The 26,982-nt window shown below is 56.1% G+C and carries 22 protein-coding genes; all 22 read right to left on the bottom strand.

The window, feature by feature from the left end:
- Window positions 1–60 precede the first annotated feature (60 nt).
- Complete coding sequence (locus ACFSW5_RS06595; protein WP_379270610.1) at window positions 61–2,034, bottom strand: ABC transporter permease; 1,974 nt, start codon at window positions 2,032–2,034, stop codon at window positions 61–63.
- The gene (locus tag ACFSW5_RS06590; RefSeq protein WP_379270609.1) at window positions 2,031–2,777 is read right to left on the bottom strand and encodes an ABC transporter ATP-binding protein; all 747 of its coding nucleotides are present in this window, start codon (window positions 2,775–2,777) and stop codon (window positions 2,031–2,033) included. The genes ACFSW5_RS06595 and ACFSW5_RS06590 overlap by 4 nt, the downstream gene beginning before the upstream one ends.
- 103 nt (window positions 2,778–2,880) lie before the next feature.
- Window positions 2,881–3,282: a DnaJ family domain-containing protein gene (locus ACFSW5_RS06585; RefSeq protein WP_379270608.1), complete on the bottom strand. Its 402-nt coding sequence runs from the start codon at window positions 3,280–3,282 to the stop codon at window positions 2,881–2,883.
- A 196-nt stretch (window positions 3,283–3,478) separates the two neighbouring features.
- Window positions 3,479–4,753, bottom strand: coding sequence for an MFS transporter (locus ACFSW5_RS06580; RefSeq protein ID WP_379270607.1), 1,275 nt, complete (start codon window positions 4,751–4,753; stop codon window positions 3,479–3,481).
- Window positions 4,754–4,942: 189 nt separating this feature from the next.
- Window positions 4,943–6,061, bottom strand: coding sequence for a threonine aldolase family protein (locus ACFSW5_RS06575; protein ID WP_379270606.1), 1,119 nt, complete (start codon window positions 6,059–6,061; stop codon window positions 4,943–4,945).
- Between the two features lie 43 nt (window positions 6,062–6,104).
- On the bottom strand, window positions 6,105–7,205 hold the full coding sequence (locus tag ACFSW5_RS06570) for a DmpA family aminopeptidase (protein ID WP_379270605.1): 1,101 nt from the start codon (window positions 7,203–7,205) through the stop codon (window positions 6,105–6,107).
- Window positions 7,202–7,768 carry a GNAT family N-acetyltransferase gene (locus tag ACFSW5_RS06565; RefSeq protein WP_379270604.1) on the bottom strand — a complete coding sequence of 189 codons (567 nt, stop codon included), beginning with the start codon at window positions 7,766–7,768 and terminating at the stop codon, window positions 7,202–7,204. The genes ACFSW5_RS06570 and ACFSW5_RS06565 overlap by 4 nt, the downstream gene beginning before the upstream one ends.
- A 144-nt stretch (window positions 7,769–7,912) precedes the next feature.
- A complete protein-coding gene (locus ACFSW5_RS06560; protein WP_379270603.1) occupies window positions 7,913–9,064 on the bottom strand; it encodes an ABC transporter permease in 1,152 nt (383 codons plus the stop codon).
- 1 nt (window position 9,065) lies between these two features.
- Window positions 9,066–10,193: an ABC transporter permease gene (locus ACFSW5_RS06555; RefSeq protein WP_379270602.1), complete on the bottom strand. Its 1,128-nt coding sequence runs from the start codon at window positions 10,191–10,193 to the stop codon at window positions 9,066–9,068.
- Window positions 10,194–10,209: 16 nt separating this feature from the next.
- Window positions 10,210–11,148 carry an ABC transporter ATP-binding protein gene (locus ACFSW5_RS06550; protein ID WP_379271046.1) on the bottom strand — a complete coding sequence of 313 codons (939 nt, stop codon included), beginning with the start codon at window positions 11,146–11,148 and terminating at the stop codon, window positions 10,210–10,212.
- Between the two features lie 134 nt (window positions 11,149–11,282).
- On the bottom strand, window positions 11,283–12,404 hold the full coding sequence (locus tag ACFSW5_RS06545) for a sensor histidine kinase (protein WP_379270601.1): 1,122 nt from the start codon (window positions 12,402–12,404) through the stop codon (window positions 11,283–11,285).
- Between the two features lie 20 nt (window positions 12,405–12,424).
- Window positions 12,425–13,153 carry a response regulator gene (locus ACFSW5_RS06540; RefSeq protein ID WP_379270600.1) on the bottom strand — a complete coding sequence of 243 codons (729 nt, stop codon included), beginning with the start codon at window positions 13,151–13,153 and terminating at the stop codon, window positions 12,425–12,427.
- A gap of 143 nt (window positions 13,154–13,296) precedes the next feature.
- Window positions 13,297–13,842: a cysteine hydrolase family protein gene (locus ACFSW5_RS06535; RefSeq protein ID WP_379270599.1), complete on the bottom strand. Its 546-nt coding sequence runs from the start codon at window positions 13,840–13,842 to the stop codon at window positions 13,297–13,299.
- Between the two features lie 162 nt (window positions 13,843–14,004).
- Window positions 14,005–15,435 carry an MFS transporter gene (locus tag ACFSW5_RS06530; RefSeq protein WP_379270598.1) on the bottom strand — a complete coding sequence of 477 codons (1,431 nt, stop codon included), beginning with the start codon at window positions 15,433–15,435 and terminating at the stop codon, window positions 14,005–14,007.
- Between the two features lie 102 nt (window positions 15,436–15,537).
- On the bottom strand, window positions 15,538–16,125 hold the full coding sequence (locus ACFSW5_RS06525) for a TetR/AcrR family transcriptional regulator (RefSeq protein ID WP_379270597.1): 588 nt from the start codon (window positions 16,123–16,125) through the stop codon (window positions 15,538–15,540).
- 152 nt (window positions 16,126–16,277) lie between these two features.
- On the bottom strand, window positions 16,278–17,903 hold the full coding sequence (locus ACFSW5_RS06520; RefSeq protein WP_379270596.1) for an alkaline phosphatase family protein: 1,626 nt from the start codon (window positions 17,901–17,903) through the stop codon (window positions 16,278–16,280).
- 90 nt (window positions 17,904–17,993) lie between these two features.
- Window positions 17,994–18,449 (bottom strand): GNAT family N-acetyltransferase, encoded by a 456-nt coding sequence (locus tag ACFSW5_RS06515; RefSeq protein ID WP_379270595.1) that lies wholly within the window; start codon window positions 18,447–18,449, stop codon window positions 17,994–17,996.
- Between the two features lie 73 nt (window positions 18,450–18,522).
- Window positions 18,523–20,385 carry an ABC transporter substrate-binding protein gene (locus ACFSW5_RS06510; RefSeq protein ID WP_379270594.1) on the bottom strand — a complete coding sequence of 621 codons (1,863 nt, stop codon included), beginning with the start codon at window positions 20,383–20,385 and terminating at the stop codon, window positions 18,523–18,525.
- A 4-nt stretch (window positions 20,386–20,389) separates the two neighbouring features.
- Window positions 20,390–21,253, bottom strand: a complete 864-nt coding sequence (locus ACFSW5_RS06505; protein ID WP_379270593.1) for a chemotaxis protein — start codon at window positions 21,251–21,253, stop codon at window positions 20,390–20,392.
- 238 nt (window positions 21,254–21,491) lie between these two features.
- Entirely contained in the window at window positions 21,492–22,739 is a 1,248-nt protein-coding gene (locus ACFSW5_RS06500; RefSeq protein WP_379270592.1) for an FAD-dependent oxidoreductase, read from the bottom strand.
- A gap of 90 nt (window positions 22,740–22,829) precedes the next feature.
- Window positions 22,830–25,397: a LuxR C-terminal-related transcriptional regulator gene (locus ACFSW5_RS06495; RefSeq protein WP_379270591.1), complete on the bottom strand. Its 2,568-nt coding sequence runs from the start codon at window positions 25,395–25,397 to the stop codon at window positions 22,830–22,832.
- Between the two features lie 246 nt (window positions 25,398–25,643).
- Entirely contained in the window at window positions 25,644–26,753 is a 1,110-nt protein-coding gene (locus ACFSW5_RS06490; protein ID WP_379270590.1) for a BMP family ABC transporter substrate-binding protein, read from the bottom strand.
- Window positions 26,754–26,982 lie beyond the last annotated feature (229 nt).

The following is a 26,982-nucleotide window of genomic DNA, read 5'->3' as shown; positions in this document are numbered from 1 at the left end:
TAAACCTCCCTCATATGCCTTAAACGTAAGACAGGCATAATATGCCGAAGGCCAGAAGCGTCAGGGCTTCTGGCTGGCGATGCGGTAATACAGATTCGCCGCGGACAAATAAAACATGGCATAAATCAGCATGTAAGCGGCCACGATCCACCAGACCAGTCCCGGCAGCCCGGGAAAATTGCTGATGGAATCCAAAATATACACTTTAATCGTAAACGAACTGATCAAGATGCCGATCGCAAGCGGCGGAGCGAACACGAACATAAGCTGCTTTCGGATGACGCGTCTCATCAGCTTGGCGCCCACGCCCATTTTGCCCAATATGTCGTATTGCCGGCGCTCGTCCGTCGCCTCGCGCAGCTGCTTGAAGTAGATGACGCTAGCCAAAGCGAACAAAGCGATCAGCGCTAGAAATGCGCTCGAGAACAGCAGCAGCGAAGAGCTTTCGATCTGCAGGGCATAAACGTCGGCGAAAGAAGAATAGTAAGCGCCCGGAACGGCGGTCACGATCGGGTGCACCTGGCGGGACAGAGATTCCGCTTGGTCCGCGTCCGCAAGCCGGTAAATTTCAAATTTCTTCAACGCGGCGGGCGAAGCCGCGGCAATGGCTGCGTAAGCTTCATCGTCTATGACAAGCGCGCCTTGTCTTCGTTCCATGGAAGTATCGGGAGAACTCGACCAGCCGAGCAGCGCATAATCCAGCTTGCCCGCAAGCTTGAACCGAATTGCCGACCCGCCCGTACGGATCTCGTAATCCGATGCGGCGGCTGGATTATAGCTGACTTCATAATCGGTCCCTTGCGATAACGATACCGCTTCGTCCGCTTGAAGCTGCAGCTTCCGGTCGTCGCCGCGGTCCGCTACGACCTCGTTGTAGCTCGTCTCCGATACAAGCAGCACACCCGGCGAATAAAACTCCGGATTATCGAAAGCTTCCGCCATATCCGTCACCGTTTCAGCCTGCACGGCTTCAAGAGTGTTATGGCTTAACACGTCGTGGCCGGATTCGCCGATGATCCGCTCGATGCGCTTATTCGTCTCTTCGTCAAGCGACTGGTGAGCCAGGTCGTTGGGCAAATTACGGCCGACGGCTTCGAACTGCACCGCGTAGTTTATAGCCGTAAACGATACGAACAGCACGATAAGCGCGCTGAACAAGGAGATGAAGGTCAGGTTCAGCGTGTTGCCGCGCGTTTGAAACCGGAGCGAAGACGCCCACAGCACCGTATCGCCGACCGCATAATTGGGCTTGCTGCGTATCGTTTCAAGAAGCCAGCCGACGAACTGGCTAAAAAACAAATACGTCCCGCCGATAATCCCGACCGCTACCGCAAGCAAACTGGCCGTGGAATAGTCGGTCCAGAACACCGACGTTTTGCCCCCGCCGATAATGACGAACGAAACGACAAGCATAAATACGGCAACCAATGCAAGCAAGCGTGACGTTTGGACCGGCTTTTCCATTTTGGAGCCGGCGTGGAACAGCTCGATCAGTTGAACCCGCTTCACGGACAGATGGCTTTGAACCGTAATGATCAGAATAAGAAACGCAAAGATAGAGACCGTTACGGCTAACGCTTGTACCGGAAAGTTGAGCGAGATGACCTGATCGTACCGCATCAGGCTCATCAGCAGCATCCCGAACAGCTTGGAAAGCAAGCCGCCCAGCAGGATGCCGACAACAAGCGAAATTCCGCCGAGCGCCAGCGATTCATAGAAAACGATGCGCGTAATTTGCCATTCGTTCATGCCGAACAGCAAATACATGCCGAATTCTTTTTTCCGCTGCCGCATGAAGAACGAGTTGGCATAGAGAATAAAAAACAAGATAAACAAAAATACGGCTGCCGAGGCGATCATAATGCCGAGCTGAAAGTTTCTCCGATTGGACAAAGCTTCCGTAATATCTTCGTTATACATAAGCGACGAAAACGTGTAGAAGATGACGACGCCGATGATCATAGACAGCAAATAAATCGCGTACAGTCTGAAATTCCGTTTGACGTTCCGCAGGGTCAAGTCGATCAGGCTCATCGGCGATGCCCTCCCAGCAAGCTTTGCGAGTCAAGTATCCGGTCGTAGAACGCTTGCTGGCCCTTGTCCCCGGCAAACAGCTCGTTGACGATTCCGCCGTCCCGCAAAAAAATGACTCTTCTGCAGAAGCTCGCCGCATACGGATCGTGCGTCACCATCAAGATCGTCGTCCCGAACGACCTGTTGAGATCGGACAGCTGCTCCAGCAGCTGGGTTGCGGAACGGGAATCCAGCGCTCCCGTCGGCTCGTCGGCGAAGACGACCGCCGGCTCCGTTATAAGCGCTCTGGCCGAAGCGGCGCGCTGCTTCTGACCGCCCGATATCTCGCTCGGGTACTGATGCAAGATCGGTTCGATCGACAACGCTTCCGCTATCCGTTTCAGCCGCCTTTCCATCTCGCCCGCGGCATAACGGCGCAGCGACAGAGGCAGCAAAATATTTTCTTTTACGGTCAGCGCGTCAAGCAGGTTGTAATCCTGGAAGATGAATCCCATCCGCTCCTGCCGAAATTTCCGAAGGGCGTTGCGGTTCAGCTGAAGCAGAGATTGGTTGTCCAGCCATACCTCCCCGCCCGAGAACCGGTCGATCGTCGACAAGACGTTCATCAGCGTCGATTTGCCGGAGCCCGACGGCCCCATGATGGCCGTAAACTCCCCGGCCATGACGGTTAAGTCGATATTTTTAAGCACCTGGTTATTCCCGTAGTTTTTCATTAATCCTTTGGTTTGAATGATGGCGTTCATGACGTTTATTCCTCCCTCTCTGCTCTAACTATAAACAGGATGCGCAAGTTCAACCATAACGCAGGCAGCAAAGAGAGTGACAATTTCGTCATCTAACGATCATTTAACGCCAATATTCGTATTTGCTCCGGATATTCTCGCTTGTCACCAGCCCCCGCTGCAGCGTGCCGGACGGGACCATACGGTTGTATTTGCGGATTTTTTCGTTAATCGCGCCGATCGCCCGCTCCCCTTCCTGTTCCGTAAGATGACCGGCTTTATCGATATATCGCTCCATATCCTTCGCGATCTCCTTCCGCAGCTCAACCCACGCCGGCAAATAATGCGCTTCCTTCAGTACGCCCGAGAACGCGTCTCCTTGCGCGATATGAAGCGGCTTTCCTTTGCCCGGCAAGTCGTCAAAGCCGCCTTTCTTCGCGAATTCCTCCACCGCCTCGTCAACCCATTGACTGTAGGATTTATACGGTTCCAGCGGCTTGCTTCCGTTTTCTTCCCCGTTGCTCACGCCGATCACTCCTCGTTTAATCCGAATGAATCAAGCAGAAACGATAATAAGTCCACGATACCCTTTCAATTCCACTCCCATTATTCTATTCCCTTCTTTTTCGGCTAATTTACCTAGAGCCGCCTATAAGTTTTTGCGTCGTCGAGCCTCGGGCGAGATTTGCTTGCTTTATTGGTTTCCGAACGTTCCCTTCCGATTAACGCGGAGCTTCGTCTTTGACGAACAATGACAGGCTATACGATATGATCAGCAAACCTAGCGGCACGGCGCTAATCAAATAGCGGAACGCCTCCTCGGGATTCGGGCCGGGACGATCGCCGCTCTCGTAGCCGAAGATCATCCCGACAACAAGAAACGCCAAGGCCGAGATCAATCCGCTTGATCTTGTAATAAACCCGCTGATAGCCGTATACATCCCTTCCCGTCTGCGCCCCGTCAGCGCCGCGTCTTCGTCGATAATGCGGCCGCCCACAATCGGCGGGGTGACCAGAAAACCGGCCAGACCGAATCCGGCCGCTATGCCGGCTGCGATCCCGCTCGCCAGGTTAGAGCCGAACCATAGCGGGATAACGGCAAGCCCGTAAAGCGCAAGCGACAGCCGCCATGCCTTTACGGCGCTCATGGTGCGGACCATCCCGTACCAGACGGCGACCGACGGAATGACGGAGACAAAGACGGCCGCCAGCAATAACGAAACTTGCGCATCCGGAATCTTCAGCACATATTTGGCGTAAAAGGGGATGATCGAGCTTAGAAGCCCATTGACGGTCTGGGCGAACGAATTCGCCAGATTGAACAGCCAAAATTTCCGGTTGCGAAGCGTTGCGCGGAACGCTTCCGCCAGCTTAAGCGGCTCGGGGAGGCGGGCGTCTTCGCATTCGCGGACATACCGCATGCAAGCCAGCATGGAGACCGCGAACAAAAGCGCGTAAACGAGCGCCATGTTGCCGAAGCCTATCGCATTAAACAAGAGAGGAGTCGCCGCGGAGCCGATCAACAACGCAACGATCTGGTAGCCTTGCTGTACCGCGGAAGCTTTGGCCCGAAGCCGGTCGCCCAAGAACAGCTCCGGGAATAACGCCCCGTAATTAACCCATAGTACGGTAGCGGCGGCTTCGAACAAGATGAGCGCGACGAGAAACCAAGCGAACAGCGAATGCTGCGGCAACCCGCCCGGAGGAGAAAACAAGAGGACGAATGCGAGCATAAACCAGGGGATTGCGGCATAGATCCACGGCTTGCGCCGTCCGAACCGGCTGTTGGTCCGATCGGACCAATAGCCGAACATCGGCTGGTTGACGGCATCCCAAATGAGGAACACGGTCCGGGCCGCCGTCGCCAAAGCGATGCCGAGACCAAGCTTTTCGACATAATAATAGCTGTAAAACGAGCTGAACGCTTGGCTCGGAACCATCATCGCGAACATGCCGAGCGAAAACGTGTACGGTGAGTTGATCCAATTCTTCTTCAACTTTACACCCCCGCGGCGGTTAAAATGAAAGCCATTAATGGATATGTATGCGCGGCGGAAGCATTTCATCTGCCTGCGAACGACCGATCCGGGCGGCCGCTTGGCAAAAAAACCGCCCTAACCGTAGCGGTCGGGCGGTCCAAAAGAGATGACGCAACTCCTTGTTATTCCAATTTACTATCAACCGGCTCATCCCCGCTTGCCTATCCTTGCAACCGGTTCAAGCTTCTCCCGAAGCAGGCGAAAGGCTTCGTGGATGCGTTCCTTCGGCGCATTATCGTAAAGATCCCCCACATTAATCTCGCAATAACAGGTTCCTTCCCTTTCATCTTGCCCGCGCAATGCCGGAAACAGGCCGATCCCCGTCTCTTCGTATACGCCGATAAGGATCGGCTCCAGAAGGTCCTTCCCCAGCTCGAAATGGACGTGGAACATGTTGGATACCGGCTGCTCCGGTATCGTCTTGACGCCCGGGCAGCCGTTGTACAGCCCCGCAAGCTCCTTCGCTCCTTCATAATATTCGGCCATCTTCCCGATCCGCCGGTCGAAATAATAGTCCGCGCTTACGATGTAAGGATAAAGACTGATCAAATCGCCGCCATGGCGTCTTTTCCATACTTTCGACGTCTCCGTAAAAGCGGCCGGTCCGGCCAATATGGCTCCGGCAATGCCGCCGATCCCTTTGTAGAACGAAACATAGACGCTATCGAACAAAGCGCAAATTTCCGCTTCGGTTTTGCCGTAATACGGCGTAATCTCAAACAGTCTCGCTCCGTCCAAATGAAGCTTGATCCCGCGCGCCCTGCAATAGGCCGAGATCGCTTCCAGCTCTTCGAACTCCGGCAGCTGGCCGCCGATTTCGCGCTGCGGCAGCTCAAGCAGCAGGCAGGCGATATCGTCCCGCAAGCTCCGGATGTCCTCCAGCCGAATAAGCCGCTCTTTCTCTCCCAGCAAAATCGGATCGATGCCGTGCAGCTCCTTCAATCCGTCCTCTTCGTGAATTTCGAGGTGGCATAACGGATGGTAGGCCACTCGCTTAAGCCCGGCCTCGTCGCACCAAATTCGCAGCGCGATCTGCTGCGCCATCGTTCCGCTCGGGAAGAACACCGCGCTCTCCATGCCAAGGCAATCCGCTATTTTCCGCTGAAAATTCTCGATTATATCGCCTTTGCCGTAAATGTCGCTGGCCGTATCCCCGTTATATCCGTCAAAAGCTTCAATAAGCTGCCGAACGGCCCATTTTCCGTTTCCCCGAATCGGATAGGCGGAACGTTCGTAAGCTTCCGCAAGCGTTATGCCCTTGCTCAACGCTAATGCCCCCTTATCGTTTCGTCGTCCGTCGCCGCCGCTCTTAAAGCAACAATCGGCTTCGCAATAGTTCGGCCGTCTCCTTTACGGGCAAGCCGCGTACTGTACGGCCCTGATGGCCCGTCATGCTCTCGCCGGCAAACAACGAATTGTAAACCGCTTCCTCCACCGCTTCGACGACGGCCCGGAAGCAGGCGGAAATCAGCGCGCCGTCCTCCCGGACCGTCCGCATCGGGACGAAGTCCGACTGCGGCTCGTGCGGAACGAGGTTGCCGTTGCTGAAGGCGATGACGATATCGCCGCTTCCGTGATGGGCGATGGCCCCCGTGTTGGCGAGCCCGAAGCTCGCCCTTTTCGCCAGACGCTTCAGCTGCCGGGCGTCCAGCGGCAGATCGGTGCCGATGACGATGATGACGGAACCGTCGTCGTTGCGGCCTTCGGCTTCCCGCTCCTGCAGCAGCCTGCCGATCGGCTGGCCGAGAACGGTCAAGTCCTCTTGCTTCCCGAAATTCGTCAGCGTCAGTACTCCGATATGATAGACGCTGCCTTCGGCTTCCACAACGCGCGACGACGTTCCGATGCCGCCCTTCCAGCCGTAGCATACCATGCCGGTGCCGGCGCCGACGGCCCCTTCCGCCGCCGGGCGGCCGGCATCGTGCGCCGCCTTCGCTTCGCGGATCGCCTCCACCGCATGCTCCGGCCGGACATGAAGCCCGCGCATGTCGTTTAAAAATTTGTCGTTGCATTCTCCGGTCACGATATTGATCGATCCCGCCTCAGCGCCGACCCCTTCGTCCAGCTCCATCATATAACGCAGCGCGCCTTCCGTCGCAGCCGGAACGCCGAACGTGTCCGTCAGCATAATCGGCGATTCCAGAACGCCAAGCTCGTCGACTTGGACAAGGCCGGTCGTTTTGCCGAAGCCGTTAATGACGTAGGAAGCGGCCGCGACTTTGTTCCGGAACGGATTCCCTTGATGCGGCAATATTGCCGTAACGCCCGTTCGCACGCTAACGCCTTCGCGTTCTTCGATCAGCGTGACGTGTCCGACGCTGACGCCCGGAACGTCGGTTATGCCGTTCGCCGGCCCCGTCGGCAGACTGCCGACCGTAAACCCCGTCTCTCTGAACCGCTGTCTGCTCATTTCGTTTCGCCTCTATTCCTGTACGCCTTTTCATGGTAGTTAATAATCGATTTAAATAACGTCTTGCCGTCGGGCGGCGGCACCGGCCGGCTCTCGTCCAATTTCAAGTACATCGCCTTGTACGTCTCCGGCACCCAGATATAGGACCGGACATAGTCGGTCAAGACGAAACCGGCTTTTTGCCAAAACCGGATTCGTTTCTCGTTTTCTTCGGTACGTTCGGCCTCGACCTCGATGACGATCCCTTTGCAGCCTCGAGAGTTTCTCGCCCATGCGCGTATGTCATTCAAACAAGCAAGGCCGAGTCCTTGTCCCCGCCGTTCGAAGCTGACCGCGATGTAATCGATGATCAGCAGATTCCTGCTCCGGTCTATCGCCGTAATAGCCATTGCGACAGCCGCGCCGCGATCTTGCCATACATGAAGCTCCGCCAAGCCCCGGTCGAGCATCCTCCGCACGATGGAGCGGCTCTTCCGGCCATGCTCCGGAAAAGCCTCTTCATAGATCGGCTCGGCACGTAGCCATAACTGTTCGTCCCATTGATCGCTTACCAGATGTTCCATATCTTTTTCTCCCGGCGCTTCTCGTCGTTGCGCGTACTATAGCTAATCTTTAAATTATAGTCAAAGCCGGTTATAACGACAAGTCCCGGCCTGGACGCCATTCCCGGCGCCGGATCATTCGTACGGGCAAGCTTAAAACAAGCTTCAAACGAAATTTCTCGTATCGTTGTTCCGGCCGAATTTGTAGGCGGCTAGCAGGAAAAAGAATACGGCAAACGCAAGCAAAATGAGCAGGTTCCATGCGATGTCGGTCCAACCGTAACCGGCTTGAAGGCGGTCGATCGATTGAAGCAGCCAATTTTGCGGCAAAAAAGCCGCAACGCTGCGCACCGCATCCGGCATGATGCCGATCGGAAAATAACACCCCGACAAGATGCAGGTCGGATGAATGATTAAATTTTGCAGCGCGTTCGACGAAGACGTGCTGGTCGAAAACGCGACGATCACAAGCGACAGGCTGACCGATACGAGCGCAAACAACGCCAGCAGCAAGCCCATTCCGGGCGCCGGGATGCCCGCCGATTGCCGGAAGACGACCGTCAGCACGAACAGCGTTACCGTTATTTGCGCAAGCATAATAATCAAATTGACGATAACGTTTGACAGCACATACGTTTTAGCCGATACGGGCGAAGCCATGATTCGAAAATAGGTGCGGTTTTCGCGGTTTTTCAGAATAAGCTCCGACAAGCCCGCCGCTGAAGTCAACATAAACATGATCAAAAATCCGATCGATTGATACGACATTTGTTTTTGAACGGAAGCATCGTTGACCCATTCGCTGCGAAGGGCGGTCGTCGAGCCTTTATAGTGCTCGTAAATGTTCGCAAATGCCGCCGAATCGCCGCCTGCCGCCGCTCCCATCGCAGCCATATTATCGATGTAACCGTATAGCATCGCTTTGACGTAGGCCGTCACCTGCTCCCCTTTTACCGATTGAACCGCAATATGATCCGGCTTTCCCGCCAGTACGCTTGCGGAAAATCCGCTTCCGAGCACAACCCCGCTGTCCAGTTCCCCCGCTGCGAGCTCCCGCCGAAGCTGATCGGGCGTTACCAAGGTAACTTCGGCTTTGTCGAGGCTTTGCAGGAAACGGACCGTTTCCGCCGCGACCGTTTCGGAGCCGTCATCGTTTACGACGCCCACCTTTAGCGCCGTTTGTCCGGCCGACCCGTATATTAACGAGGAGACAATGACTCCGGCAACGGGCAAACCCAAGTACAGCAGCCAGGTCGAACGTTTGCGGAACGTGGCGCACAGCGCCGTCCATATTAAAAACCGCAATTCCTTCCACATGTTAGATTCCCTCCTTGCGCCGCATGACGGCGGCCGAAATGGCTAGCAACAGAACGGAGAAGGCGATGTTCACGGCCATGACGTTCCAAGCGGCCGTTACCCCGTTCTCATAAATAAGCTGCGTCAAGGCGCGGTTCGCCCAGCGGATCGGGGACCAGCCGACAAGTGCCGATAGAGGCCCTTCTCCCCCTTCGCCCAGCGGGAAATAAGAGCCGCCGAAAAACGCGGCAAGCTGAACGATAAGCATCGTCAGGCTGAACGAAGCTTTTCCTTTCATTAAGTAGCTGACCGCCAAGCCAAAGCTGACCGCAAAGACCACTTCCGTCAGCAAGACGGCGAGAACCAAGCCGATATGATCGCCCCAATAGGCATTCAGAGCGAATTTGCTGATGAACACTAGCATATATACGCATAACGCATTCATGACGATGTTGCCGAGCACTTTGCCCGCAAATATTTGGCTTTTGCCGACAGGCGATGCCGACAGCCGGTTCATCGTTCCGTTTGCGACTTCGCGCCGGATAAGCGAATTCGCCGATAAGGCCGAATACATCGCGATCATGATCGACATCGCCACGGCGTAATAATCCATGGCGCCCGGCTTTCGGTCGGCGTCGACGGACGTTTCCTTTATATAGCCGCCGCTTCCGGCCGTTTCCGCAAACGCCGCGGCTGCTCGGCCGGGTCCGGCGCTTTCGACGGCGACCGACGTCTTGTACCGGTCCGTGAATACGGCAAGCATGCCTTGCACGATTTGGCTCTCGATCGATTGGCCGCTGCTGCCGTAAAAGACGATCTCGTCCGGCTTCACTTCCACATACGCCGCATAACGCCCTTCCCCGACCTCGCTCCTTCCGTCCGTTCCTGCCGGCACCGTTTCGAACGACACGCCCGCTTGTTCCGCTTCCGGAGCGAAGACGACGAAGACGCTCCCCAGCCTGCTCCCGCCGCTGACGTCTTTCACAATGACCTTGATCTCGTCTACATTCGTTCCCGTATCGAAAGCGTTGGTCAACGCAAAGCCAAGAACGAGCATTAACGCGATCGGAAACGCCAGCATCAGCCAAAACGTCCGTTTATCCCGCAAATCGTGTTTCATTTCCTTTAAAGCGATCATGAACGTGTTCACGCGTCTCCCCCTCCCGTCAGTCTCTCAAGTTCCGGCCGGTAAGCGTCAGGAAAACCGTCTCGAGATTCGGCTCCCGCTCCTCGACCGAGCGGATTTCAAGACCGTCGTCGATCAACAGCTTCAGAATGCGGTTCAAGTTGTCGACCGCCGCCTCGCTTTGCACCCGGATCGTCTGCTCCTCCGATTGCGCGCCGCGTACGCCCGGCAGCTTCCGTATCCGTTCGGCGGTCTGTTCGCCGGCTGCCGATTTCGTTTCGATTCGGATGTCCTTCACATCCGTAATGATGGCTTTTAACTGCTCCTTCGTGCCTTCGGCGATGATTTTGCCGTGGTCCACGATAACGATGCGCGTGCACAACTCCTCGACTTCTTCCATGTAATGGCTCGTATAGATGACGGTGCAGCCGGATTCGTTCAGCTTGCGGACGGATTCCAATATATAATTGCGGGATTGCGGATCGATGCCGACCGTCGGTTCGTCCATAATGATCAGCTTCGGCTTATGGGCGATGGCGCAAGCGATGTTCAGCCGCCGCTTCATGCCGCCGGAGAAGTTTTTCGGAAAGCTTCCCGCTTTGTCCGCCAGCCCGACAAACGAAAGAGCTTCCTCCGTGCGCTCCTTTAACAACGACCCTCTCAAGCCGTATAGCCCGGCGAAAAAACGGACGTTCTCATAGGCCGTCATATCCTCGTAAATCGCCAAGTCCTGGGGTACGATGCCCAGATTCGTCTTCGCGTACCGCCTCTCCTTCGCAATGTCGCGGCCCAGAATCCGGATGGTACCGGCGGTTGGCCGAAGCAGCGAGGAGATCATATGGATCGTCGTGCTTTTCCCCGCGCCGTTCGCCCCCAGCAGTCCGAAAATCTCTCCTTCCCGGACGTTAAGCGATATATGGTCGACCGCAATAAAATCGCCGAATTTTTTGGTCAAATCCTTTAACTCCAGCACGTTCACTTTCGTTTCCTCCGTTTCGTCGTCTCCAATTTCTTGATTTAACAATACAAAAAAAGGACGCTCTTATGTCAGTGCATAAGTTCATCCTTTGTCTATGAGAAATATCATGTTTTTCTATTGCGGCCGCCTATCGCTCATATGACTTTTTCATGTGCGGTACACGGAATGAGCGTCGTTACGCTAAATCCTCTTGACCCGTCCGCAATGACGGTTCCGTTCACGGCGGCGGTTCGCTCTTCCATGCCGGTGAGGCCCAATCCTTTGACGATTTTGTCAGCCCCGATCCCGTTATCGGAGACGACCGCTTTAATAAGCCGGTGCAATACGCGGATTTCGACGTGAACGGCGGTAGCTTGCGCATATTTGGCCGCGTTCGTCATCGCTTCGATTACGTTCTCGCGGATAATTTTCCATTGCAGCGGCGTTATGATGTCCAGGTTGCCTTCATAAACGGCCGACGTGACTAGGCCGGACTGGATGCCGAACGAGTCGATGTCCGCTTTCAAACGGCTCCAGCCGAGCTGTTCCACCGGCGGCTTCGTTTCTTTCAAGGTCAACCGGATTTCCTCGATGCCCGCCTTGGAAATGCCGATCGCGTTCTGCAGCAGCTCTTCCGCCTTCGCCGGATCGGCTGCGAGCAGTCGCTTGGCCGCTTCCATCTGGATAAGCGCGCCCGTCATCGAATGGCCGATCCCGTCGTGAATTTTCTGGGACAGCCGGTTCCGCTCCTCCAGCTTCGCCGCGTATTCGAACGTCCGTTTAAACATTTCGTTGTCGTTCAGCCTTTTCGCCAGCGCCTCATGCTCCTGCCTTAGCCGCTCGAGCTTGTCCTCCAGCCCGTTCGCCTTGCCCATGTACCTGGAAACAAACCGATAATTCCAATATCCGTATGCGGCTACAAATCCGTAGTAGAAGGAGTATGGAAAGCCGAGCCAAAAAACAGGCAGCATAACGGCAACCAACAGAATCGGCTTTTTGCCCGGGCAGCAGTACACGAGCTCAAAGCCGCTTGGCGGGAGCAGCAGCGCAAACGCCGGGTGAACATAGACGGCATAGCCCGCGGAATAAGCCATAACCGCAAGGATGCCCGCTTGCTTGACGCGAAAGTCTTTCGCAATATGGATTGCGAGGTTAAGCGAAGCGTATACCAGAAAATAAAACACAAGCCATCCCGTCGACGGCTTGTTCCCGAAATAAGACAACCCGATGACCAAAAGCAGTACGGCCGTCTTGTTTCCTATCGTCCACAGCTCCATCGGTTGTAAGTCCTTTCGCTTTAACGAACCTTGCCCGTCAAGTAATAAATGGCGATCTGCGTCCGATGCTCGAGTCCGGTCTTATTCAAAATCGACGTGATATAGTTGGCCGTCGTCCCTTCGGATATGTAAAGCTCCTTCGAGATCTCCTTGTTGGAGTAGCCTTTTGCGATCAACGCCATGACGTCAAGCTCCCGTTCCGTGAACGGGCTTCTGTCGAAGGCGCCGCCTGCCCGGCCGTCCTCCGTGCCGGCCGCTGCCGGAACGGACGGAACCGCATTCCGGTTGCCAGGCTCGATCGCCGAGGCCGTCGTTCCGGATTCGCCGAAACCGCCGGTCATGGCCGCTTTTAATTTATCGAGTACGACGTCCTGCAGGACGTTGTTTCCGCCGTATACGCTTTTGATGGCATCCCGGATTCGTTCGGGTTCGTTGTTTTTGAGCAAATAGCCTTTCGCCCCGTTCCGGATGGCGTCAAACACAAATTCGTCGTCGTCGAAGGTCGTTAAAATGATCGGTTTGGCGTCCGTATTCCGCACGATCTGCTTCGTCGCCTCCACCCCGTTCATGTTCGGCATCCGCACGTCCAGCAGCACGACGTCGACTTCGTTCGCCATGCAATAATCGACCGCTTCCCGGCCATCCTCGACCGCGGCGAGCACCTCGAAGTCGTCGAACGTGTTCAAAATAATGCGCATTCCTTCCCGTATAAAGCTGTTATCGTCCGCGATCAGCACCCTGATCTTCATGTCTGCACATCCCTTCGTGGAATCATTTTACATGACGGCGGACCGGTTCAGGTAGCTGTTTCTTACATGTCCGGACCCTTGTTGCCGGCATCCGAATGCAAAGGCGAACGCTAACGCTTCCCTAGAACATGGCTTGAGAGTGCTCAAACGATCTCCGCGCCGAGACAATGCTCGAAATGCCACAGCGCATACTCGTGTCCGCCCTGATTGAAGCTGGCTACGGCGTTCCGGTGAATGACGATCCGGTAATTCAAATTATAGGCGTCGACCGCCGTATGCAGGATGCAAATGTCGGTGCAATCGCCGACCAGATGCACCTCTTGAATGCCTCTTTCTCTTAGCTTCAGATCGAGATCGGTCCCGGCAAAGGCGGAATAACGCGTTTTGTCCATATAATGGACGTTGTCCAAGCCTTTGATGCTTTCGAACAATTCGCCCAGCTTGCCGTACAAATCCCGCCCGGCCGTGCCGCGAATATTATGGGGCGGATACAGCTTCGTCTCCGGGTGATAGGCGTCGCCTTCGTCGTGCACGTCGACCGCAAACACGACATAATCGCCCGCTTCGGCAAATTCGCGGGTCAGACGGACGACTTCGTCTTCAATGGCTTGTCCCGGCTTGCCGCAGGTCAACGCGCCTTCGTCCGCGATAAAATCAAACGTATAATCGATATTGATGAGCGCCTTCAACGCTTATCCCTCCCGAATGTTTTTACCAACAGTATAATCGCTCCCGGCCGTCCATTACTATCCTTTGCGGAGTAAACGAAGACGAAAGTCTTGTTCCCGGCGGTTCTTAAGCTAAAAAAAGAAAACCTAGAGAAAACTCTAGGTCAAGAAAATATCGCCGATTTAATGAGATGCCGTCGCCTTGAACCCGTCGAGCTTGGACGGCTTCGGCTGTTTAAGCGCGATAAGCGCGACCAGCACCCCCAGCACCGTAACGGCAGCCGAGATGAAGAAGGCCGTGTGGATCGCGCGGTTAAGCTCCGCCGGCTGCATCGTTTCGAGTGTCGCGTTCAAACCGAGACTAGCCGAAATGATAGCCATAATCACCGCCAATCCTATCGCCCCGCCGATTTGTTGGCCTGTTGAAATAAGCGCCGATGCGACGCCCTGCTCTTTCGGATCGACTCCTGTGCCGCCGGCGATAAACATCGTCGTAAATACAAGCGCCTGACCGATACCGATGATCACAATCCCCGGGATGATTCCCCACGCCGATCCGGTTTCGGACAACCTTGTCAGCAGCAAAAATCCGATCATGCCGAGCCCCATCCCCGCTGCGATCGTACCCGCTACGCCCGCCTTGGAAAGCATTTTGTTTATCATCCTGGCGCCGAGCAAAGCGCTGAGAGTCAGCGGCAGGAAGGTAAAGCCCGACTGAATGGCCGAATAGTTCAGCACCGCTTGCGTATAAAGCGTCAAAAAGTAATAGAGCGAGCCGAACGAGGCGGAGAATAGAAATGCCGTCAGCGCAGCTCCGGTCAAATTGCGGTTGCGGAACATGCGGAATGAAATGAGCGGCTCCTTCGTTCGTTTTTCGATCACGATAAAGGCGAGCAGAAGGGCCGCGCCGAGCAGCGCAAAGGGAAGCGTAGCCGCGCTAAGCCAGCCTTCTACGGGCGCCTGAACGAGATAATAAACGAGAAGCAGCATTCCCGCCGTAACGGAAACCGTGCCTGCCGCGTCATAATGCTTCGTTGCGGCGGACAGCTTGCTTTCGGCAAGGACGACCGGCGCAAGAAGAAGCGCAACAAGCGCAATCGGCACATTCACATAAAATGTCGCTTCCCATCCGATGTAGCTGGTGAGAACCCCGCCAAGCAGCAGGCCGAGCGACAGTCCGACGCCGCCCATCGATGCCCATATTCCCATCGCCCGGTTCCGTTCCGGTCCTTCATCAAAGTTCGACATGATCAGCGAGAGCGTTGCCGGCGATAACAGCGCACCGCCCAAGCCTTGAAGGCCTCTGGCCAGAATCAGCATAAGCTGGGATTCGGCCAGTCCGCCAAGGAGCGAGCCAAGTCCAAAAAGCGCCATGGCGATCATAAACATGCGGCGTCTGCCCGCAAGATCGGATAATCGGCCGCCAAGGAGCAGGAATCCGCCGTAAGCAAGCGAATACGCGCTGACGACCCACTGAAGGTGATTCGCCGAAAACCCGAGCTCGCTGCCAAGCGACGGCATTGCAACAAAGATAATCGTATAATCAAGCGCCAAGACCAATTGCGAAATAGCCAAAATGAATAACGCCAATCCTTTGAATCTGGTTGAACTCATCTCTCATTCTCCTTTACATAATAGACTGAACAGTCTAATTTGGCCACATTATAGACCAATCATTCTAAAAATGTCGAAAATAAGGAAGCGCCGTTCAACGCTTCATTTTTTTTCAAGTACGGACACCGCAACTGCCGCTATTTGCTCAAGGACAAGCGGATCGTCCGTCATTTTTGCCGCTTGGGTCAGCCCATACCGCGCATGATACAAATAACGCGCCAACGCCCGCAAATCCCGGTCCGGCCCCAATTCGCCCCGCTGCCGGCCGCGTTCCAAAGCATCGTGCAACGCCTGCTCCAACCGGATCCTGTCCTGCTCGAAAAGCTTGGCGATCTCGGCATCATGAGGGACCTGATCGATCGCGCTGTTCAAGATAAAGCACTCCTTGCGGCGCTGTTCGTCCTTCAATGTCTCCACGATGGCGGCGAATATCGCGTTAACGGCATTTTTAACGGAAGTTGGCTGCTCTAAATAAGCAACGACGGCGGACGATTTCTCGTTCACGTAATGTTTGACCGCTTTAATAAAGAGATCCCGTTTCGTGCCATACGTGTCATATAAGCTTTGGCGGGCTATCCCCAGCTCTTCGAGCAAAAGCTGCAGCGACGTCCCCTCGTAGCCGTAGTGGCCGAATACTTCCATAGCCTTATGCAGTACGAGCGTGGTATCAAATTCCTTGCTTCTTGCCAAATCGGTATGCCTCCTTTTTTCCTCCTCCCATACTACCTTTTACTAGACCATTCAGTCAAGAAGGAGCGTCGCCTCCCTCTTGATGGAATCATCTTACCATTTCCGGACCGTTCGGTCAATAAAAAAGACCGCCAACGCGGTCAATTTTTTGTTCACTTATCCCCAAGCTTGGCAAACTCGGATTTATCGAGCAGCAGCTTGAGCAAATAATCCTTTAAATCGACAATGCGAAGCTTGTCCGGCTTCGCGTCCGTTCCGGCGATAATTAACGGCACTAACGATTCCGTGGCGGTCAGTCCTCCGTGTCCTCCGCCTTCCCGATGCACGGGCGAGCCGCTTGTCGCCAGCTCGTAGCCTTCTTTGGCGGTAACGACCAGAAATTCGCCGTCATGAGAATGGAGCGCCGCGGACAGACGCTGCAAGACATCGGGATATCGGCCGTAATTCAACGTTTTATTCGCATGATCGATGCGCAAGTCCAGCACGTCGACCGCTCCGTCCGCCATCCAAGCCTGACCGTACGAATCCGCGGTTTCCTTTCCGGGCCGGTAGCGCATCGTCTTCCTGGTGCCTCCCTGCATCACGTGAATCGAACCGCCTTCTTCCCAGGCGGCGAAATCGATTCGCGCATCCCCGCACAGCTGCGATGCGATATCGCGTAAAGCGGCTTTTGTATTCAATTTGTATACATAGGCCATCGTCTCATTGACCGCAAGCGCCAGCTCCGTTTCCTTCGCCGCTCTCCGGCTTGGGAGCAAAATCTTATAAGGAAGCAGCAGCGCCGGCAGATCGATCGTAGGCTGATCGGCGGAAGAAGCGATGCGGGTCATTCCGCTGTCGCCGGAAATGACAAATACGGCCCGTTCGAGCGCTTGTTCCCGCGAACCGAAGCTTTGCAGCAATGAGTCCAGCTGCCTGTCCGTCTCCGCGACGCCGTCGAACTCGTCCGGCCCGCTCTTGTGCAGCTTTTGGTCCAAATCCGGCAAGTAGACGTACAAGAAATCGGGCAATAGATGATGCTTCACCAAATAGGCGGTCATCTCAATCGCGTATCGGTTGTTGAATCCGAAGCGCTCCGTCGCTCCTTCCGGCAGGTTGACGGCCGTCTTCAGCGGGTTCGAGAACGCGCCGAACGAATAATAGGCCGGCCCTTTCACGTCAAAGCCGGAAGGCAGGCCGGTAACCGTCCGAAGCCATGCGGGGACGGTTAACCGATGGGCGAAAGTGCCTCTGAAAACTAAACCGTTGACCGATCCCGTGGAAAGCCCCTTTCTCTCCAGTTCTTCGTACAAGGTAGAAATTTTCGGGTTTAAATGCGATTGATTCAAATGCAGCAACGCATCCCGAAACGTACCCGGAAAGCCCGTCTTGACGACCTCCAGAGGATCCGTGCCGTAATTGACAAGCCGTCTCTCGGTTGCAGAATACCAGACAAGCCCCGGCACGCGGTGCCGGTCGGGGTTCGCGCCCGTGAGCAGCGTGCTGTCGATGGACACCGACATCGTCGGAAAGCCGCTGACTAAGTTGCGGTAATATTGGCCGTGCTCGATTAAATACCGAAAGGCCGGAAGCTTTCCTTCCCGAATCCCTCGGTCGATCGTTTGGTACATCAACGAATCGACGAGCAGCAGGATAACCGGCTTATTCGCATGTGCCGTCTGCCCGCCGCTTCGCAGCCGAACGATATCCTCGTCTTGAAACGGCTTAAACGGCCTTGAACAGCTTGCCGCGAGCGCTATTGCCGCGACGGTTAAGACGATTCGGATGGCATAACGCAATAAGACTCCTCCTTTTGGCTCTATTGTGAGCTTGGAGAAGTCTATCTATGCAGCAAACCTATTTCTCGTGAAGCGCCGTGGCGATATATTCTACAACTCTTTTGTCATAAACACGCTATTGGGGTCTTCCTTGTAATCCGCAAAAGGGCCGCAATATGCAAAGCCGAAGCTCTCGTACAACCGTCTGGCCGGCGCGAAGGCTTCCATGGAGCCGGTCTCCAGACTGATGCGGCCGTACCCCCGCCGCTTCGCTTCGTCAATAATATGCTGCAGCATGCGTCTTGCCACCCCTTTTCTCAGATGCAAAGAAGAGGTCCTCATCGATTTGACTTCCCCGTGCCCGCCGTCCAGCTCCTTCAGCGCTCCGATGCCGAGCAGCTCGTCTTCTTCCCATCCGCTCCAAAACGTGATATCCGTTTTTTTCAACCCGACAAGGTCTAGCGCATGTATGCTTTCCGGCGGCGAATGAAGCGACATTCCGTACAAATGCTCCGCAATCAATGCAATGACTTTTTCTCCCGATAAATCGTCTTGTCTAATGTCCATTTCAATCACTCCTCGGTTACGTCTATTTGTCCGACTTCTACGGTTGAGAAATCTATTTGCATTATAGTTAACCCTATCCATCCGAAAAAGGGTAAAGATACGCGCCGGATTTCGCCTTTTGTCCGTCCCCGGCCGCCGACGTTCGTTCCGGGTCGTACCATAACGTTTTGAAATCGATCCAGCCTCTTCCGTTTATGCGTATGCCCCGGAGCGAAGGATGGGCATGGCTGCTGACGCTTTTATGAACCAGAAACGCAAAAGCCGCTTTTTCTTTTAAATTGCGTTCGATCCGCTTCAAAATTTCACTGCGGCACCGCTCGTCCGCAGCCGCCAGCAGCTCCGCGACGGCTTCGTCCGCGGCGGAGGCGTCGTCTTCGGACAGATGGGCGCGGATAAAATGGGATTTAAAGCTTTCGACGATCCGAATGATCCCCTCCGCGCTCGGAAGTTCGAACAAGATCATATCGGCCCGTTCCATTACGGACGTCTGCAGCAATTGCTTCCACGAAACGATTTGGACCTCGAACCGGATGCCGATGGCCGCAAGCTCACGCTGCAGCCACTCCGCGTCTTTCACATGCCGCCGGTACGTCAATAACCGAAGCGGCTCGCCCGCATACGAAGATTTCTCCATATGCCCGCGGGCAAGCTTCATATCCCAATCCGTATCCACAAGGCCGCCCTGACCGTCTTCGGTGAAAAAACCGAATGCCGGACACGCTCTGGAATGGCCGAGCTCGTCCACCATTAAGCGGCGGTTCACCGCGTATTGCACGGCTTTGCGCAAATGCAGGTCCCGGAGCGGTCCGGGTTTCCTTTGGTTCATGGTGAGCAGCGTGCAGCCGGTTACCTTGCGCTTGAGCCGCCAGTCCGGCAAGCTTACCGGTTCGCTCACCGGGATGTCGTCCGTATCGATGAGCAGCGATGCGGAAGGCGTAAGCGCAAGCCTCCAATCGCCCGGAATGACGGTCAGTTCGATCCGGTCGATCAGCGCTCTTCCCGCATAATGCCGGTCGAACGCTTCCAGGACGTATCTTTGGCTGTCCTGCGCCACATACCGGTAAGGGCCGGTGCCCACGGGCTTATCGGACAAACCCGTTTCGCCGCATTCCAACGGCACGATGGACATCGGCGGGTATCCGGCGTAAGCCGGGAACAAACGATTAGGACGTTTCAAACGAACGCTGACCGCGAATTTGGACAGGATGTCGACCGATACGATGTCTTCGGCCAGCCAGCGTTGCTTGTATCCGCCTTCGGCCAGACGCAGCAGGCTGAAGCGGACGTCCTCCGCGGTCAGCTCTCTGCCGTTGTGGAAGAGGACGCCTTTACGCAAATAAAACGTCCATTCCTTGGCCGAATCGTCGCTGCTCCAATGATGAGCGATCGCTCCTTTAAATCCGCGCGTGACGGGATCGGTTTCTACGAGGGTGTCGTACACCTGTTGAATAAGGTGCATGTCGAGCGCATAAAACGACTCGGCCGGATCCAGCGTATGAACGCCGTTCAGCTCCCGAAATACCGGAAGCTTCAACGTTTCCAAATAGGCCTCGTTCCGGTTGTCCACGGAATAGCCGAAATAGCCGGATAGCCATTCCACGAATTGCTCCTGCCGAAATCCGGTATTCCCGCCGAACGCTTGCACTAGTTGAAAAGCGGCTTCGACCTTGCCTTCCCCGGCCAAGCGTTTCGCTTCCCGTACATAAGTTTCTTCGTAATCGAGCCGGAACGTCAACTCCGAAGGGTTGCCGCGCCCCCTCCCCGGCCGGTAGTCGAGCCAGCCGAGCTTCGTCATTTTATGAATAATGAGCTTGGCGTTACGGGCCGTGCAATACAATGCGGAGGCAAGCCGGTCGGACGTAACCTTGACGGATTGCCCGCCTCCCGCTCGCGCAAACGCGGTATACAGCCGTAAATAATCTTGCGTCAAAGACATAGCTTTATCCTTCCTGTTGGTTTGCTTCCCGCCATGTGCGTACCAAGCCCGCCGCGATCCGTCTCAGCATGCTGCCGTTCGTAAAATATCCGCCGTGGCTGAACGGGTTCCAGCTTCTTAGCATTCCGCCGGCGTTGATCTGCACGTCTTCGCGAACGGCCCGGCCGTAGGCGGGGTCGATGCTTCGGAGCGGATATCCGAGAATGTCGTCCCTGTCGTAAAAGTTGACCCATTCCCCCGTAATGCCTTTCGCCGCTGCGTAGGCGGCGTCTGCGGGAACGCGAATCGGCCGGTCAAAATCGCGGTAGCGAAGGCTCCATAACGGCAGCGTCGTGCCGCAGGAATAGAACAGCGACAACGTTTCTCCCCTCGCCAGCGGAGAGCCCGGCTCAAGCACGTCCGGCTTCCATCTCGTGGCGTTCTGCATATCGTAAAAATAATTGCTTGCGATAACCGTCCCCATGCTGTGGGAAATGGCGCAAAGCGGCGCCTCGGGTCCGGCTTCTTCCGTTAAACGCTGCAGCGCCGTGCTGATCGTCGCGTGGATGTCGCGATAGATTTGATCGTTGACCTCCAGCGGCTGGTAAGCGACGGCGTCCGCCAAATAATGAATCAGGTAATTCCGCAGCAGCTTATAACGCAGCCGGTTATGACCGTAAAGCCTTGCCTTCAGCCTCTCTTCCCGGACTTCGAGAATTTCGGCCCAATGTACCGGCCGGATGGCGAGATGATTGCCGGGGTCGTTTATGCCCGCGGCGTCCGCGTACCGCTTCTTGAGCTGTATCATGAACCGATCGGCGAAATCTTCCTTATGCCTGCCTAATCCGTGTATTACGATAACCGCGAGCTTCTGAGGCAATCGTACCACTCCCCGTTCCTTCACGACGTTTGATCGGACGGCTTACGATCCCTTCCTTCCTTTTCTCTTCCATCATAATCGAGAAGCCCGGAATGCGAAAGAAGGCATCCGCTCAGAGCCGGATTCGCTCTGGCAAGACGCCTTGTTTATTCGGCTTGCCGAAGATGGAATGGAATGCTCCAATGAGTGGCAAACCATATTCGCCATCCGCCGTATTCCGATTGCAGCCGATTAATCGAACGCCGCTTCACTCCCTTTCGTTCGCCGCTCCTCCGCTCATAATGCCCCCGATTACCCGCTCCAGCTCCTCCGGACCGTTCGTATGATTGTACATCCCGAGAAAAGCCCGTTTCGCCTCCGGATGAATGCCGATCAACCAATTGACGGCCGTCTGCTCCGGCGTAACGGGTACGTTGCGGGTCATCGCGCAAGCGAGTTCGAACAGCGGACGGGTCTTCCCGTTCATGATCCTCCCGTAGCTTTCCGCCATTCGATCCCAGCTTGCGGCCCAGTCGTCATGGGAGACCAATACGCCGGTCAGCGCCTTGGCCGCAAACAAAGCGTCGTGCATCCCTTGGCCGACCGCCGGGTCTTTGAAGGACAACGCGTCGCCCGTCAGCGCCCAGCCTTTCCCCATCGCTTCGTGCCAATCGTTATCGTAGCCGTTCAACCCGCGGATCGGACCGGCCAATTCGGACCTGCTCAATCGGTCTGCGAACGAGACGCGTCCGAACCCCGTCCGGACGGCATGGCGGAACGTCCCTTCCGGATCTTGTTTCATGCTTTCGAGCATACGGCTCCAGGACAGCGGAAACATAAGCCCGACAACGTGGAGCTGATCGCTGGTCGGAAAGACGATCGCCAAATATTCGCCCATTCTGTAGAACTCGGCGCATGGCTCCCCCTCCTGGCGAAAATGACGGAAGTAACCGACATAGGAAGCGAAATCGGTCGGCACTGCCGCGAGCCTTCGGCTTCCGGCCATCCGCCTGACGGCCGACCGCCGGCCGTCTGCCCCGACCACCAGTCTGGAACGGAACGATACGGCCTCTCCTCCCGCATTTACGCCTTCGATCCCCGTCACCGTCTCGCCGCTTCTGAGCAGTCCCGCAACGCGGAAGCCCTCCAAGACGGCGACACCGGGAACCGCTGCCGCATGCTCCAGCAAGATGCGGTCGAGATGGGTTCGGCGGATGCATAAACATTCCGTTTCGCCGTTCGCTTCGGGAAAATCGCCGTCGATGACGGCTTCCTCCAACCGGACGTAAGCCCGCTTGTAGGTCGGGGTGCCCGTTGCGAGCAATTTGCCGAGCACGCCCATCTCCCGCAGCATGGCGACCGAATTGTTGAAAAAGTTGTGAGTCGACAGCACATCGCTCGGAAAATTGGCTTTATCGACAAGCAGCACCTTATAACCCGCGCGGCCGAGCTCATAGGCCAGAGAGGCGCCGGCGATCCGCGCCCCGACGATTATAACGTCGTATTCGGTTTTCATTCGCATTCGCTCCTTTTTCATGGCAATACCGTATTCAGCATACTCGCCATGAAGAATCGGAGCGTCTATCGAAAGATAGAGAAACGGGTTTTACGGGGCAAGAAGCCCCCGCTCTTTCGCCAGCCGGACGGCATGCGTCCGGCCGTTCGCGGATAATTTGGCGTATATCCGATGGAGATGCGTCTTTACGGTACCCTCGGTCACTCTAAGCTCCGCCGCAATCGATTTGTTCGAGAGACCCATCGCCATTAGCGTCAGCACCTCCTTCTCCTTTTCCGTCAGCGGCTCGCGCAGACGTTCGTACGACAGCTTCGCCTCATCCGGCACGGAGGTTCCCTTCGAACGCGCCATATGCAGCAGAGCTTGAATGAAACGAAGCTCCTCTTCCGTGAACGACGAGCCTATAGACGAGCTTACGAGCAGCTTCAACCGTTCCGCAATGGCGGCGCCTTCGTCCAGAAACGGGCGATAACAGCGATCCGGAGCGGCCAGCTTGACGGATTCGCCCAAATGGCGGGCGCAAGCGGCGTTATCGCCGCCTTCCGCATGAAGGCGGGCGAGAAGAAGCTCGGCCTCGAGCATGGACAGCCGGTTGTTGCGCCGTTCGGCCGCTTCCCGAATAGCGGTAGCCGCGGCCATCGCTTCTTCCGTGCGGCCCAATCCGGCTGCAACCCGTGCATGGATCAGATCCTCGTCGTCCGGATATCCGATGTCGGCGGCCGCCGGTCCATTCGTTCCGCAGGAGATCCCGCTCCGCCCTTTCATCCATTTCCGGGCCCAATCAAGGTCTCCAAGCTGAAGCTTTATCCATGCCAATCGAGCCCCCAGCTTCCGCTGCCAGACTGTCGTATGCAGACGGCATTGGCGCAAATGCTCCAGCGCCTCTTCCATACAATCGGCGGCCCCGTGAAGCCGCCGATCCGCGGCCAGCAGACGCGATTGCAATATCATCGCCGGAACGTATGCGCCAAGCGCGCCGAAGACTCGGCCAAGCCTTGCCCCTTCCTCCGCGTATGCGCGGGCGTCCGGCAGCTCGCCCAACATATAGCGGCATTCCGCCATAGCCGTCTGCTGGTAAGCGGTGTACGCATTTTCGTGCAAACCGTTTTTCTCGATGAACTTGCCGTAGTACCGATGGTAAAGCCCCGCTTTGCCGACGTCGCCGTTAAACCCGAACGCTCCCCGGATAAACGGGACCGCCCCTTCGTTCAATTCCAATCCTCGGCCAAGCAGAAGCGGCGTGTCCCGCGCCGGCAGATCGTTCCTTTCGCCGTATTCGCGAATGAGCGCAAGAGCCCGGTCGAAATCGCCTTCCAGAACCGCGCAGTAATTTTCAAGAATCCGCACCTCCTCGCGCATTCTCCCGTACGCGGGCCGATCCGCCATCGCACCGAGCGCCGCGTTCAGTTCCCGAAGCATGCTGCCGGCCCTCCCCTTCCGCCCGTCCAGCAGATCGGTCCAAAGCTGCAGCAGAACAATGCCCGGCTCGTTCGCCTCCGGCTTCGGAAGCCGTTCGAGCAAGCGGCGCAGCGCGACCGTCTCCCGATGTCTGAGCCAGACGTCTGCGTGCTCCAGCGTCCAAGCCGCCGCCTCCGCGGCGCGACCGGCACGCAGCGCATGCTCGACGGCCTCCTCCCATAATCCGTTCGCCGCATGCCACCCGGCCGCTATACCGTGCAGACGGACCTCCTCGGCTGGCGACTCCTCGCGAAGCCTCTCCCTTAGAAAGTCCCGGAACAAATGATGATACCGATACCATTCCCGATCGTCGTCGAGCGGAATCATGAACAACCCTTTGCGGGCCAGCTCCTTCATCGTCCGCCGTGCGGCGGAAACGCCCGAGACCGCCTCGGCTAATCCGGCGTTCATCCGGTCCAGAACGGAAGTCCGCAGCAGAAACCGCTGTGTTTCCTTGGGCAAGCCGCCGAACGCTTCTTCGAACAAATAATCGGATACATGGCGGCTGCGTCCGCTGATCGGGTACGCTTCATCCAGCCCTGCGGCGCGTTTCCCGGCGAATGATAGCGCGGATAAATGCAGCATCGCCGCCCACCCTTCCGTAACGGCAACCAGCCGGCGTAGAAACGGTTCTTGCGGCGCTTCGCCCGTCTGAAGCCGCCAATAATCCGCAACCTCTTCCCGCGTAAAACGAAGATCGGTCATGCCAAGCTCGTTGAGCATCCCTTTCGCCCGCAAAGCCGCTAGCGGAAAAGGGATGTCGTGCCGGCTGAGCAGCATGATGCGGACGGAACGGGGCAGGCGGATGATCCATCGGTAAAAGGCTTCGTGCAAGCGTTCCTCCTGGAGCACATGATAATCGTCCAGCACGAGCAGCAGGCTTCCGCTCCGTTCGCTATGACCGATCAGCGCCTCGAGCAATGTTTCGGCCAGGTGCTCCGTCCGCACGGAACCTGCAGCTTCCGGCACGTACGCCGGCGCGGTTCCCAAAGCCTGCTCCGCGGCTCCGCTCAAGCAGCGCCAGAAACGGACCGGATCGTTATCCTTCTCGTCCAGCGATATCCATCCGGCGGGGAGACCGGCCGTTCGGACCCAGCCGCCGGCGAGCGTCGATTTGCCGTAACCCGCCGGGGCGACTATGGCGGTAAGCCGGGTTTCCAATGCTTTGCCGAGCCGCTCCGCCAGTCCGGCCCGTTCCATATACGCGGACGGACGCTCCGGCAAAAAACCATTTTGTCTTTAGCAGGCCCGCGCCTGCCCTGTTCGGATGCGGATCATCGTTTACATATTCCATGGGTTTCATCTCTTCCTCTTCGCCGAATGTTTACCAACCCTATTCACGGCGCTCGCCTCGAAATCCTTCCGTTGTTTCCTAAAAAACAAACAATACCGCTTCCCGTCCTTGCCCGGAACGGAAAGCGGTCCTTTCTCGGCGCGTTGCCCGATTTACTGCGGTATCGTACCGACGATGCCTTTGACGAACCAGTTCATCGATAAAATGTCCCCGTCGCTCATCGCGGCGCCCGCGGCCACCTTCTCCGCGCCGCTTTGATCGTAAAGAGGTCCCGTAAACACTTCAAAGCCGTTATCGACGATGTCCTTTTGTTTTTGCTCGATCAGCTCCCGCACGTCTTGCGGCACGTTTTGGCCAAGCGGAGCGAGCTCGATCATGCCGTCTTCCATGCCTCCGTAATACGCTTCCGACTTGAACGTGCCGTCAATGACGCTTTGAATCACTTTGCTGTAAAAAGGTTCGAAATTCCATACCGGATTCGTAATATACGTTTCCGGTACGTATTTGTTCATGTCCGAATCGTTGCCGATGCCGTATGCGCCCCGCTCGGCCGCGGCTTGGATGCCTGCCGGCGAGTCCTGATACGTAGCCAGTACGTCGACGCCTTGATCCAGCAGACTTATCGCCGCTTGCCGTTCCGTCATCGGATCGTACCACGTATTGCTCCAGGTGACGTATACCTCGACGTCCGGATTTACGCTTTGCGCACCAAGCGTAAAGCCGTTAATCGTATTGATGACTTCCGGAATGGGGAACGAACCGACATACCCGAGCTTGTCGTTGTTCGTCATCTTTCCGGCCGCTATGCCGGATAAATAACCGGCCTCATAGTCGCGTCCCGTATACGTGCTTAAGTTGTCCGCCAGCTTATAGCCGGTGCTGTGCGCGAATACGACATCGGGGAATTTGGCGGCCACGTTGACCATCGCGTCCATATAGCCGTAACTCGTTCCGAATACGATATCGTTCTCCTGTGCCAGTTGGGTAAAGACGCGTTCGGCGTCCGCCGTATCGGGAATATTCTCGAGGACCGTCGCTTTCAAGCCGAACTTCTCCTCCACCGCTTTTCTCGCGAGGTCGTGCTGGTACGTCCAGCCACCGTCTCCCGGAACCCCCAAATAGACGAACGCGACTTTCGGAAGCTCTTTTTCTGCCTTGCTTCCGGCGGCAGCGGACGGCTGTTCGGCCTGCGAGCCGCTTTCGCCGGCGGGTACAGGACGGCCAGAACATGCCGCAAGCGCCAGCATGAGGAGAAGTAGCAAAATCGAAGAAGCCGTTTTCTTAAACCCGCCCTTTAAACTCGGATGCTTGTTCTGCAACAATAACGATCGACGTTTTTTCGCCGCATAAGAATTGTTAACCTGCCGATGACCGGAAGTAGAAATTTTTAACGGCAATAAAACTATCCTTGAAACGCGGTCGCCTATTCTCATTGTCCCACTCTCCGTATGTAAGTGATATGACATCTATTATGACATCAACTTACGTTCA

This window comes from Paenibacillus thailandensis, from assembly GCF_042685365.1.
Lineage (GTDB): Bacteria > Bacillota > Bacilli > Paenibacillales > Paenibacillaceae > Paenibacillus_AP > Paenibacillus_AP thailandensis.
Note: the sequence above shows the minus strand (reverse complement) of the source record. Positions and strands in the feature narration are given on the sequence as shown.